The organism is Desulfamplus magnetovallimortis (assembly GCF_900170035.1).
GTDB lineage: Bacteria > Desulfobacterota > Desulfobacteria > Desulfobacterales > Desulfobacteraceae > Desulfamplus > Desulfamplus magnetovallimortis.
Map to the genome: position 1 here is coordinate 310,710 of NZ_LT828542.1, position 12,460 is coordinate 323,169.

General features: G+C 42.3%; 10 protein-coding genes. 5 read left to right on the forward strand and 5 right to left on the reverse strand.

Translation table 11 applies throughout. From position 1 onward, the window contains the following. Nucleotides 1-107: 107 nt before the first annotated feature. Both MTBBW1_RS30325 and MTBBW1_RS08030 read right to left on the reverse strand, forming a co-directional pair. Complete coding sequence (locus MTBBW1_RS30325; RefSeq protein WP_080802081.1) at nt 108-215, reverse strand: helix-turn-helix domain-containing protein; 108 nt, start codon at nt 213-215, stop codon at nt 108-110. A gap of 95 nt (nt 216-310) precedes the next feature. Beyond that, the gene (locus MTBBW1_RS08030) at nt 311-751 is read right to left on the reverse strand and encodes an acyl-CoA thioesterase (protein ID WP_080801712.1); all 441 of its coding nucleotides are present in this window, start codon (nt 749-751) and stop codon (nt 311-313) included. 168 nt (nt 752-919) lie between these two features. Between MTBBW1_RS08030 and MTBBW1_RS08035 the strand changes: the two genes are divergently transcribed. Beyond that, complete coding sequence (locus tag MTBBW1_RS08035) at nt 920-1,327, forward strand: bacteriohemerythrin (protein ID WP_080801714.1); 408 nt, start codon at nt 920-922, stop codon at nt 1,325-1,327. 22 nt (nt 1,328-1,349) lie between these two features. Here the strand turns inward: MTBBW1_RS08035 and MTBBW1_RS08040 are convergent, their stop codons facing one another. Next, on the reverse strand, nt 1,350-1,544 hold the full coding sequence (locus MTBBW1_RS08040; protein WP_080801716.1) for a hypothetical protein: 195 nt from the start codon (nt 1,542-1,544) through the stop codon (nt 1,350-1,352). Between the two features lie 265 nt (nt 1,545-1,809). Here MTBBW1_RS08040 and MTBBW1_RS29040 point away from each other — a divergent pair, with 265 nt between their 5' ends. From MTBBW1_RS29040 to MTBBW1_RS08055, 4 genes are read left to right on the forward strand one after another with little or no spacing between them, the layout of a single operon-like run. Next, nucleotides 1,810-2,925: a RecQ family ATP-dependent DNA helicase gene (locus tag MTBBW1_RS29040; RefSeq protein ID WP_222424012.1), complete on the forward strand. Its 1,116-nt coding sequence runs from the start codon at nt 1,810-1,812 to the stop codon at nt 2,923-2,925. Further along, nucleotides 2,912-4,246, forward strand: a complete 1,335-nt coding sequence (locus tag MTBBW1_RS29045; protein ID WP_222424013.1) for an RQC domain-containing protein — start codon at nt 2,912-2,914, stop codon at nt 4,244-4,246. The genes MTBBW1_RS29040 and MTBBW1_RS29045 overlap by 14 nt, the downstream gene beginning before the upstream one ends. Further along, nucleotides 4,243-8,967: a PEP/pyruvate-binding domain-containing protein gene (locus MTBBW1_RS08050; protein WP_080801722.1), complete on the forward strand. Its 4,725-nt coding sequence runs from the start codon at nt 4,243-4,245 to the stop codon at nt 8,965-8,967. The genes MTBBW1_RS29045 and MTBBW1_RS08050 overlap by 4 nt, the downstream gene beginning before the upstream one ends. Nucleotides 8,968-8,977: 10 nt before the next feature. Then, nucleotides 8,978-10,246, forward strand: a complete 1,269-nt coding sequence (locus MTBBW1_RS08055; RefSeq protein WP_080801724.1) for a type I glyceraldehyde-3-phosphate dehydrogenase — start codon at nt 8,978-8,980, stop codon at nt 10,244-10,246. Nucleotides 10,247-10,868: 622 nt separating this feature from the next. Here MTBBW1_RS08055 and MTBBW1_RS08060 read toward each other — a convergent pair. Then, nucleotides 10,869-11,606, reverse strand: a complete 738-nt coding sequence (locus MTBBW1_RS08060; RefSeq protein WP_080801727.1) for an ABC transporter permease — start codon at nt 11,604-11,606, stop codon at nt 10,869-10,871. Further along, a partial coding sequence (locus MTBBW1_RS08065; protein WP_080801729.1) for an ABC transporter ATP-binding protein occupies nt 11,603-12,460 on the reverse strand: 858 nt, incomplete at its 5' end. The genes MTBBW1_RS08060 and MTBBW1_RS08065, both read right to left, overlap by 4 nt.

Genomic DNA, 12,460 nt, shown 5'->3' on the forward strand with positions numbered 1-12,460 from the left:
ATTTCAATTATAGCTTTCCAGAAAAATATTTTATTTTTTGGTCAAAAAAATTAATCCAAATAACAGATAGTTAGACTTTTCCATTATCAATTTAATTCTCTGGAATACTATAGATCATTTGGGGTGCATTGAAAGTATCGGCAGAATTTTTCAATGGGTTCATCAGTAGGATTAAACCTATTATTTGCAAGGTTTGAAAGAGTATTAAGGCTTATGCCAGTAAACGGTCATGGCCGTCATTCAGGCACCCCCGAATATAGAAATTTGTATCTATTTCCACGGTAAAGAATTCTGATTGGGAACGCACTTTTTAATCATTGCAGTTTGCATAATTAAGCTTTACAAGAATATCATGAGGTATCTTAATGGCACAGCCGTTCTCATAATCGAAAAAAACCATACCAATTTTTGCCAATGCAACCTCTCTTGAAAGAGTTTTGTTGACAACCTTGAAAAAAACTTCAATACCCCTTGACGCTATTTCACCCAGGGCCATATCTATAACCAGCCGATCACCTCTAAAAGCCTCAGAAAGATACTGAACTGCAAGATCAGCAAAAATAATATGAATTTCCCTGCTGCCTGTAATATCAATGCCTATATTATCCAAGAAAACAGATGCTGAGTCATGGATAATACTTACCAGACGATCGAAACCTAAATGTGCTGCCTGACTCAAATCCGTGAGACGGACAATAATTTCATGTGAACAAAAAGTATTACCAGGATATCTCAGTTGAACCCTTGGCATTATTCCCCCTATTTTTTATAAATTTACAGAAAAACATTTCGATACACTCGAAAAAAACTCTCAAACAACTTGATTTTACAAAAACAATAGCTTAATTTTAATATAAAAACAAATCTGAAAAACGACCTGACGATAGTATTGTGCGACAATAGTTTAAAAGGAGAATTTATGCCACAAATAGTATGGACAGAAAAATTCAGTGTGGGATATCCTGAAATTGACAGGCAGCACAAAGAGTGGATTAAAATATTTAATACAGCCTATGACAAAATGATGAGCAATGACATGAATACCATCTCAGAGCTTGGCATAAATGCAATACAGGAAATGCTTGATTATGCGGAAAAACACTTTGCATTTGAAGAAGCATATATGAAAGAGATCGGGTATCCGCAATTGGCAGAACACACTCAAATACACATATCCTTTAAGGTAAAGCTGAAAAAAATCCATGATGATTTTCAAAACGGCATACGGCAGCTCAATTCAGAAATAATGAAAATTGTTGAAAATTGGCTTGTGTACCATATTCTTTCTGAAGATCAAAAATATAAAAAATTTACTCTGTCAGACTGACAGATCATCTTTTCCTGGGATTTCATGAAGTGCAAAGCATTCCTGATTTTGATGCATTTTGTGTACCTTTTGAAATCCAGGAAAGAAATCGCTTCAATAATCCGGTCTGTTTAACCTTCTCCTGCTCATGGACTTCCAACTCTGACAATATTTGTTTGGAAAAACTGTCCGTATGGCTGACTTCTCTGCTAACCCCTTCCCTCCGATTTTCATACATGCTTATCTCCTTGTCATTTTTTTATATGAAAGTCTCGATAACAGCCTGTTTTTAAAACGACTTTCATCTCTTCTATTGTGGCGTGAATCCGCCATCTACGTTATTCAATAAAAACAGAACGCCTTTTAATGAGGATGTTGTCAGGTATCATCAATTCATATAGCGAAGCCACTGCCTTGACATATAAACATTTTATCTCTAAAAATAAAGCTTCTTGCAGTTAACAGTAAAAATACCGGAAATACAAGCAGCAAAAGCGCAAACTATGATCAATCAAGCAAAAAAAATTCTTAAAAAAGTATTTGGTTATGATCAGTTCATATCACTGCAGGAAGAGATAATCTCCTCTGTTCTGCAAAAAATGGATGTACTGGCCATCATGCCCACAGGTGGAGGCAAGTCACTCTGTTATCAGATACCGGCCATGATATTTCCTGGAATTACCCTTGTAATCTCCCCTCTTATATCTCTTATGCAGGATCAGCTAAATCAGCTCAGGGAAGCGGGAGTTTCTGCAACAATTCTGAACAGCTCCTTAGATCCTGCGACCTATCGTGCCAATCTGCACAATGTGAAAAACGGCACTGTGAAACTGCTCTATATTGCTCCGGAAGCCTTTCAGAAATATGAAATACAGGAGCTTACTTCAACTGTACCCATATCCTGCCTTGCAATTGATGAGGCTCACTGTATCTCACAGTGGGGTCATGATTTCAGACCGGAATACCGCCAGATAGCACACTTTCGATTCCGTTTTAATGCACCCTGCATTGCTCTGACCGCAACTGCCACAACAAGGGTGCGCCAGGATATAAAAGAGAGCCTCAGCTTTAATCCCGTCAATTCTGCTGAGTTTATTGCAAGTTTTGATCGACCAAACCTTTATTTAAGTGTTACACAAAAAGCCTCTGCTATTGAGGCAAACATCCATCAGCTACTTGATTTTATCGGCAGTTTTAACGGGGGAGCCGGAATTATATACTGCACCACAAGAAAACAGGTGGATGAAATTGCAAACAGACTTCAAAACGCTGGTATCTCAGCACAACCTTACCATGCAGGTCTTGACAACTTCCAGAGGCAGAGCAATCAACAGAGTTTTGCAAGGGATGATATCCAGATCATTGTTGCCACTGTGGCTTTTGGCATGGGTATTAACAAATCTAACATCCGGTTTGTAATTCATTACTCCATTCCCAAAAATATTGAAACCTACTATCAAGAGATCGGCAGGGCAGGAAGAGATGGATTACCCTCAAAATGCCTGTTGCTCTTTTCACCGGCAGACATTTTTAAGGTAAACGGGCATGATTGCGTATCAATCACCCCCAAACATAAAAATGATAGTCATTTTCACGGTAAAATTTTTGTTCAACGATAAAAATGAACAGGAAAAGCAAATTGCCAACCGTCAACTGAATGACATGATCCACTATGCAGAATCCTTCTCGTGCAGGCGAATTCCACTACTTAAATATTTTGGTGAGAATTATCCCATGCAACACTGCAATATGTGCGATATCTGTATTGAAAGCAAAGAAAAAAAGAACAGAAAAAAAATAGATATCTCCATTGCAGCCCAGAAATTTCTCTCATGCGTAAAAAGGACAGGAGAGATGTTCGGGCAGGCTCATATTATAAGGGTTCTACACGGCTCAAGGGACAAAAAGATATTGAAGTTCAGCCATGATTCACTATCCACATACGGTATTGGAAAGGAGTATTCCAGAAAACAGTGGCACTATATGTCCAGAATTTTTCTTCAGATGGAACTTATGACAAAGGATACTGAGTACGGAAGTCTAAAACTGACGCCAAAAGCCTGGAGTGTATTTAAAGGAGAGGAAAAGGTTTTTGCCGATGCAGAATCTCTTGGCAATGAAGCAAGGGACTCCAGAAATATCTACCAGAAATCTTCAATATCTTCACAGCCAGCCGATTATGACGCCACCCTGTTTGAACTTCTTCGCAAAAAAAGAAAGGAACTTGCCGATGATATGGGGGTTCCCCCATACGTAATTTTCTCTGACAAAACCCTTACAGAACTTGCCACATGGCGTCCGCATTCAAGGGAGGGTTTTTTGACCATTCATGGTATTGGAGAGACAAAACTTGAAAAATTCGGAAATACTGTTCTGCAAATCATAATTGATTACTGTAAGATAAATGGATTAAAGGAGATTATACAACCTGCACAGGAGAGATTTACTGCAACTCAACTTACGCAACCTGCACAGAAAAGATTTGCTGCAACTCAACTTACGCAACCTGCACAGAAAAGATTTGCTGCAACTCAACTTACGCAACCTGCACAGAAAAGATTTACTTCAAGTGAATCAGGTTTTCCATCCACTTTTGGAGGATCTATTAAGCCCAAACGCCACACCATTGTGGGGGAGGCATACAACAATGGTAAAAGCATCCATTATTTGATGGAAGAATATAATGTAAAGCAGCAGACAATTCTCAATCACCTTTACAAATACCGGCAAGAGGGCAACAAAATCCTGAACAGAAAAGACCTTATATCCCTTTCAAACATCTCTTCTGCAAAACAGGAAGAGGTTTTCAATCAATTTAAAACCCTTGGAACAGAAATGTTGAGCCCCGTTTTTGAAGCACTTGATAAAGAAGTGCCATATGAAGAACTACATATATTGCGCTTATGCATTGAGCCAGGCGACTGTTTGGAGCAGACATGATGGAAATCAGATCAAAGGCCCTTAAGGCAAACCTTGAACAGACAAAGGTCAATGTTGAAATTGAAGAGAAATATCATGTGATTTTGTCTGTTTTTGCTCCATACCAGGGTCTCAGGCAAGGGGTTACTTCCCTGTTAAAAGAGCTTTGCAATCCAATGCGTAATTGGGGTTTCATTGTATCCGAAATCCGCAAATATGCATTTGACCATCTGCATCTTATACTTTCCCATGCAGATGCCCAGGAAGTTGTGCAACATTTTATTGTTATATTCCATGATGCAATAAGGCAAACTTCCAGTGAAGAGCAGCAGGTTCAGACTCAGGTATCTCAAATGGTTAGTGTCCAGGAGGAGGCAGTTGATCAGTTCCTCAATTTTCTTCAGCAACTAATTCGACGTTCAGGACCAAGCCTTATAAAAATACTACCAGTTATCAATGCGACCTTTCAGGAGATGGAAATAGAAGATGAAAAAATTCTGCTTCTTTTTTCAAAAAGCTACTATAGGATCAACCGGATTGTCAGGGAACTTCTCAAAAAGATAAAGCTGTTCAATCTTGAACAACAGATTAACCTGACAACTATCAACAGATTTTTATTGCGATATCATGAAACAGCATACAGAAGCTGGCTTTCTGAAAGTGACCCTCTCATGTGGTTTGAACATGAGACAGAAGAGGCAGGTGAGCTTCCTGACAAAGTAAAGGAGCTGTTTACGCCTCTATCCCACAAAAGAATAGAAAATGAAATAGCACGGTTAGACACTCTGCGAACACAATCACAAAATTTTCTCCAACAACCAGAGTCACGGCGGTCAAAATCAAAATCTTTACAGCCAAAATCAAAGTCTTTACAGCCACAACCAGAGTCACGACAGTCAAAATCAAAGTCTATACAGCCACAATCAGCAAAACAACAACCCCAATCCTTTGCCGTAACTTGTGAACTTGTCAGTTTTCCTGAAAACCATGATATAATTGAACTTTATAAATCAATGCCTGCCAAACTCCTTGCTGCAGGAAACTCCAGCCGTCAGGGCAATCACTGGAAAGTCCTCTTTCTTTTTTACACACTCAATATACCTGGACTTTCCATGATTCACATGGCAACATTCCAGGACATCAATAATACTTTAAGATGGCTGATAGGTGCTGAGAACACACCATATCTTCAACATCTAATCCGCAAAACATTTACAATACTTAACCTTCGCTCCGCACAGTTCCCAGAAACTACCCTGAACTCAATTCTGAACATGGGCACAGGAGTATATAAAACCTGCGACAGTGCACTTATACACTTTTTTCTTGAATGTGTAATTGATGCAAAATTCCAGATTCCCACGGTACACGCAGTAGGCAGAGACTGGCAACTCAAGGACAACACTGCCCACATAAAAAATCTTAGGGTATGGATGCATCTGATTTCCCTTAACCCGCCCCTTTCAACCAGTCTCATCTCCCATCTTATAATCTATCTTACTCTTTATGGAGTGCTTATAAAGGATACAGACCTGTTTCCACGTGAGATCACCCGTCTGCTGAACAGCCCCATAGAACCTGTCTATAACCTTGTAAAACAACTGACCCGCCTGTTTCCGGTATATTACAACGAAATCGGCGCAGAAGGGGCAATTCGTGACACATCCACAGAACTTGATGAAATATGCCACAGAAAAGATCTGCTTATCCATTTTTACAGAAAACGCATTCACGTGGAGAGCAGCAACCGTATCATTGCCATGACAGAAAAGATTCTGATTTACTGGCTCAAAAATGATATCAGTGTGCTCCAATCATATATACCTGATGATCTGATAAAAACAATGCAAGACGCAAAAAATGATTCCATAACAAACAATAATCTTGATGAATGCAATCCACTCCCCCCCGATCATGAAAATCCTATGGACAGTATCATGGCAAAAAATTCATTGGGTAGAGCCATCACAAAATCATATGCCAATGAGAGGACTTCAAAAAGTGGTGATTTTATAACAGGTGTTCATTGCGATCTTTGTTACCTTGAAAAGAATGGATTTGAAATCCCAGGTGACCTTCTTAATACATCAGGCCGTCATATTAATGATATTATACATCAAAATCCATCGGAAGAGGCCAGTGAAACAGATCACAGACGAGTGATGCTTCTTATTACCCTGTATAAACTTCTTTACCAGAAATACTCACCTGCTTTTACCGAGATAAACAAATATCTGGAACTTGTGAACACTGCCCATATTCCACATATGGATGAGCTTAAGGATGCCCTTGCAGAACAGGAAAAACCTGACTCTAAAATCAAATGGAAGCTCCAGAAACTTCTTAACTACCTCTCTATTCTCAAAAAAGAGCTGCTGTCGAACAAAAAACATGAAGCCAGGGAAGATATATTTAAAAAGCGGCATGTTACAACAGATATCCCTTCTCTTTACGGTAGCTACCACGAACCCAAATTTGATGCTCTGGGGTTGACATTCCGGCTGGAATCCCTTGTAAATCCACTTTTTGAGGCTCTTATTGAAGAGCTGGATCTGACCATTATCACCAAGGTAACTGTACATAAAATCAGAAACCGACTGCTTATGTTCTACAATGCATTGAAACTTGACGGGATATCATCTTCGGAATATGAATTCCAGATGGATCTTCTGACCCACTCCCTTGGGGTACAGGGATTTACATTTACCCAGTATCTTGATATTTTCAAGGCATTTAATAAAGCTGTCAAAAATATCATAAATGATTATTTTCATACCACCCACCAGGAGAATCTTAACCGTGTTCTGGAGTGTATGCCTCCGGATTCTCTTCTCGACAAATATCAGATACATACAAATGCACAGCAAGATACAAATTTACAACAAGATACCTCCAGAGCTTTTTTGGATTATGACATAAGAGAAGCCCCAAATGCCGATGACAGAACAACTACACTGGATAATGTCAAAAAAAGAGTGACCAAAAGCAGATCAGGCAGCAACCAGCAGATACCACATGAAGAGATGTTCAAAATCCAGCACCAGGTGGCAGAGATCTTTTTTCGGGACAGAATGTCAACATCACTGGGATTGCAGCAGTTAGATACTTTTTTAACTAAAATCCAGAATACCCTTTACCAACAGGCCCAGGGGCTTCCCCAGGAACATCTTCAGAAACTTTTGATGTATGACCCAAAAAAAATTATCACATCCCTTCACAACCCCAAGACATGGATAATGGGAGCCATGGATCTTGGCAACAAGGGAAACAATCTTGTCACCCTGTGCAGTTGCAAACTTCCGGTGCCCCCTGGATTTATAATCACAACCGAGGCTTTTCGTTATAGAGAGCTTATTGATTACTATCAACCTGCAAGGTACAACTTCAGGGAACAGATAAGACATGAGCTTCATGAGCTGGAGCAGGCAACAGGAAAAAAATTCGGAGACCCATCAAATCCACTTCTGCTTTCTGTACGAAGCGGCTCTGTTATTTCCCAGCCCGGAATGATGGATACATTTATTGATGTAGGAATAAACGAAGATATAGCAGAAGGACTTGCAGAACAGACCCAAAACCCCTGGCTTGCATGGGATAACTACCGACGATTCCTGCAATGTTTTGGCATGGCAAGGGGCCTTAAAAGGGATGCCTTTGACGAGATAATGAAGCAGCATAAGGAGATGTGGCAAATCCCTTATAAAAAAGATTTCACAGGTGAACAGATGAAAATGGTTGCCCTTGCATATAAAAGCAAAATTGTTGATGAGGGTTTTTCCATCAGCTCCACCCCATTTAACCAGCTTCTCAATGCCATTAAAATGGTCTTTGACTCATGGAACTCCCCAAGGGCAATGGCATATCGCCGTATCATAGGCCTTTCCGAAGACTGGGGTACCTCCATTACAGTTCAGCAGATGGTATTCGGCAATATCTCCTACAACTCTGGAACAGGCGTTGTACTGACCCATGACCCCCGTTCTCCAAGGGAGCAGATAAGCCTGTGGGGGGATTTTACCCGTGGCAGCCAGGGTGAAGATGTTGTTGCCGGCCTTGTAAATACATTTCCCATATCAATAACCCAGCAGGAACGGGAGATGAGAAACACCGATACCACCCTTGAAACCCATTTTCCTGAAATATACAAAGGTTTGCAGATGTGGGCAGATGAACTTGTTGGTAAAAGAGGATGGAGCCCACAGGAGATTGAATTTACATTTGAAGGACCTGAACATAAAGATCTCCACATTCTTCAGACAAGGGATCTTGGAATAAGAGAACACAAAAAAAGACCTGCATTTGAACCAGATACAATGGCGGCAGCACTTAGTACAGATCGCTATCTCGGTAATGGCATTGGAGTAAGCGGTGGTGCCATGAGCGGAAGAATGGTATTCACCCTTGAAGATATACAAAGGTGGCGAAAACTTGAGCCGGAGACTAAGCTTATCCTTGTCAGAAACGATACTGTACCCGATGATATCCGTGAAATCAACGCTGCTGACGGTCTTTTAACAGCCCGTGGAGGCATGACATCCCATGCTTCAATTGTGGCCTACAGGTTAGACAAGACATGCGTTGTCGGCTATCGTAACATGTTGTGCAATGAAATTGAAAAAAAATGCCGGATCGACAATGTAACACTCTCTTCCGGTGACTTTTTAAGTATTGACGGACATGAAGGAAGTGTATTTAAAGGAGAAATTCCCATTATTAACCCAACAGGGACAGACCAACTATAAGGATAAAATCATGGAATTTGAAGGAAACCACAGCAAACTCGGGATCAATGGTTTTGGACGAATAGGCAAGCTTACAGCCTGGCATCACATCGGCCGACGATTCTTTGACGAGATTGTCATTAACCTGGGAAGAGATGTGGGAAAAGGCATGGAGGATATTGCCCACTACATGGAGAGAGACTCAACCTATGGAAGACTTGAGGCTTTTCTTAACGGGAACAATGCAACACCTGTCATAAGCGATATAAACGAAGCTGAAGGAACCCTGAAAGCAGACGGTGTCCCTATCAGATTTTTGAGAAAAAACCGAAATCCCGCTGATATTAAATGGAAAGATAACGGGGTTTCCATAGTAGTAGAGACCACAGGCCAGTTTCTTGACCCAACCATTCCTGCTGAAGACCCCAAAGGCTCCATAAGAGGCCACCTTAAAGCAGGGGCTGAAAAAGTGATTGCATCTGCACCTTTCAAATTCAAGGACAAGGGAATGGAACTTAAAGGTGCCATGCCCGAAGACGCTGTCACAACAGTTATGGGGATAAATGATCACATGTATGATCCCAGAAAACATTCCATTATCTCCAATGCATCATGCACCACCAACTGCCTTGCCCACATGATGAAGCCCCTTCTTGATGTACTTGGGCAGAAAAAAATTCTTTCAGCATCAATGGCCACCATACACGCTGCCACAGGTTCGCAGCAGGTACTTGACCGCCTGCCTGGTTCCGGCAAAAGTGATCTGAGAAAAAACAGAAGCATTCTCAACAACATCATTCTCACATCCACAGGAGCTGCCAAAGCATTGCGCCTTGTCATTCCGGAGATGGAAAAGATAGGCTTTATTGCAGAGTCTGTTCGTATTCCCACAACAACAGGTTCCCTTGTAATCCTTGTACTCAACCTCCAGGAAGATATGCAGGGTCAGCAGATAAGAAGAAATTTTATCAATAACATTTACAGGGAAGCAGCTTTAAATGATCCAAGGGGATATCTGCACTACACAGACAAGCAGAATGTATCAGGTGATATCATTGGCTCTCCTAGGGCAGCAGCAACAATTGAAGGGCATGAAACCCACACAAGAACAGCAGAGGTAAATATTGATCTAACATCAGTTCCAGGACTTGATCAGAGCATCATATCAACGCTTCTGACCACAACAATTAATGTGCCTGTAACCCAGACAGTTGTTTACGGGTGGTATGACAATGAGATGGGAAGTTATGTGAATATGCTTGGGGACAGGACGGTTTCAATTGCTGAAGATATATGTTAATTGTTATCTCTGATTTTGATACTTTTAATATCTCTGACCTTAGTAAGGAGAGACCGAAGTTGAGGCAATCAGTCCTGTAAACCCAAGCCTACTGCATTGTCAAAGTTAATAATTAGGGTTCGTTTAATTTTAGAGACAAGGCATGCCTTGTCTCTACGTTGCAGACAACCCTAAAATTAAATCTTGACAGTACACTACACTTGAAAAAATTGACACATCTCGTCACTGCAGACGTTTTTTATTTAATCATGGCGGTGAGCAGCGACGTGGATGTCATTCATTAAACATTATATCGATTTTCCATAAGTCATTGATTTTATTGGAAGGGGTATTTTGCAAATTTCAATAAAATTAAGATGCTTAATAACAATCGATATAATGACTATTATGCAGCTTCTTTGATGAAATTTGAAAACGCGGTTTTGATCTGTTCCCTTATTTGGCAGGTTTTCTTAAGCTTTTCCTCTTCACTGCCTGTCATCATCGAAACTCCAGTTTGGTATCATGCCCGGCCTGCTTATGGATGTCATCTTCCAATTTATCCACATTTCAATGAACACCGGCTCTGTCGTGATCCCTGTTCACTATAGGGTTTTCGAGAGCTTGTCCTGCTTGATCCATCTCAGACAATCCAGCGCCTTCTAATGTTGTAGAGGCTCACCATAAACAGACCGATACAGAATGCGGCAAGGATCGAAAGGTCAAGGAAAAATGGGAGGATATTTCCCCCGTGGATGGCACCGTGGAGCATGTCCGTGCCATAGGTCAGGGGCAGTGCGTAGGCAAGGGGCTTCAAGAAAACCGGCAGCGCACTGATGGGGAAAAAAAGGCCGCACAGAAAAATCATGGGAAAGCGGAAAAAATTGGAAAAGGTCTGGGCCTCGAACACCTCGCTGACCGCCACCGCAATGAACAGCCCGAGAAAGGTCGAAGCCACCGAGATCAGCACAACCGCAGGAAGAAACATCGACCAGTTCACCTGGTTCATCTCCACCAGGAACGCCGCCATGACGACGGGGACGAAAGCGTTGACCACGCCGAACATAATTGCCCCGCCGGTCTTGGCCAGCATCAGCAGTTCAAGGGGGATAGGAGCCAGTAACAACCGCTCAAAGGATCGGTTTTTCTTCTCGAAGGTGACGGTCACAGCCAGCAGGGAGGTGGTGCCGAACAGGATGGAGAGGGCGATCACTCCCGGGAGTATCGAAGAAATACTCTCCATCCCCTTGCCGGATTTGATGAAAAACATGCCGGTCCACGCCAAGGGAAACATCAGCCCCCAACTGATGTTCGGCGGCTTCAAATAGTAGGTGCGGAAATCCTTGATCAATATATTCCAGAAAGCGATTGCCAGTTTCATTGTTTTCCTCCCGATTTTTCTTTCTCCCTGCGCATGACGTCTGCACCGATTCCGGTGATCCGAATAAAAACATCCTCAAGGCTTGGTTTCATTTTTCTGGCTTCAGACACCTCTGCCCCTTGATCCTCGAGGAAACGAACCATCGGCCCGACACGGATCGGTGCATCCGCCTCCACCTGGATCACCCCGGTCTCCGGGCTCGAGAAATTCAGGTCGGGGTATTCCCCGGCAAGCCTTTCTGAAAGACCATTTACACCGTTTTCACAGGAGATCTGCATCACATGTTTGTCCCGGATGGGTTGAATGAGCTGTGCCACGGAATCGATCCTTACAATGCGACCGGACAGGATGAACGCAATGCGGTCACAGAGCCGTTCGGCCTCCTCAATGTAATGGGTGGTGAGAAAAATTGTGGTTCCTTTTTGATGAAGATCGGTTATCAACTGGCGCAACTGACGGGCACTGGCCACATCAATGCCGGTGGTGGGTTCATCTAAAAACAGGATTTGCGGCCTGTGGATGATTCCGGCGGCAATGGTGAGTTTCCGCTTCATCCCTTTGGAGTAACCGCCGAATTTGCGTCCCGCAGCCTTTATCAGATCAAAGGTCTCTAACAATTGGGTCGCCCTGGCCTCTCTCTCTGCTTTCCCCATGCCGTAAAGAGCGGCACAAAAGCAGAGGTTGTCATATCCGGAGAGTTCCGGGTAGAGATTGCTTTCATCGGGAACCACGCCGATCAGGTGTTGAGCGGCCCGGGGCTTTTGGGTGCAGTCGATGCCGCCGATGTGAATGGTTCCGGCGTCAGGTCGAGCCAGGCCGGTCAGCATGTTGATGGTCGTGGTCTTTCCCGCACC

What these genes read in the sequence shown, in the direction of transcription:
- MTBBW1_RS08035 (WP_080801714.1), top strand. Translation starts at nt 920, where the DNA reads ATGCCACAAATAGTATGGACAGAAAAATTCAGTGTGGGATATCCTGAA.
- MTBBW1_RS29040 (WP_222424012.1), top strand. Translation starts at nt 1,810, where the DNA reads ATGATCAATCAAGCAAAAAAAATTCTTAAAAAAGTATTTGGTTATGAT.
- MTBBW1_RS08055 (WP_080801724.1), top strand. Translation starts at nt 8,978, where the DNA reads ATGGAATTTGAAGGAAACCACAGCAAACTCGGGATCAATGGTTTTGGA.
- MTBBW1_RS08060 (WP_080801727.1), bottom strand. Translation starts at nt 11,606, where the DNA reads ATGAAACTGGCAATCGCTTTCTGGAATATATTGATCAAGGATTTCCGC.
- MTBBW1_RS08030 (WP_080801712.1), bottom strand. Translation starts at nt 751, where the DNA reads ATGCCAAGGGTTCAACTGAGATATCCTGGTAATACTTTTTGTTCACAT.
- MTBBW1_RS08050 (WP_080801722.1), top strand. Translation starts at nt 4,243, where the DNA reads ATGATGGAAATCAGATCAAAGGCCCTTAAGGCAAACCTTGAACAGACA.
- MTBBW1_RS08040 (WP_080801716.1), bottom strand. Translation starts at nt 1,544, where the DNA reads ATGTATGAAAATCGGAGGGAAGGGGTTAGCAGAGAAGTCAGCCATACG.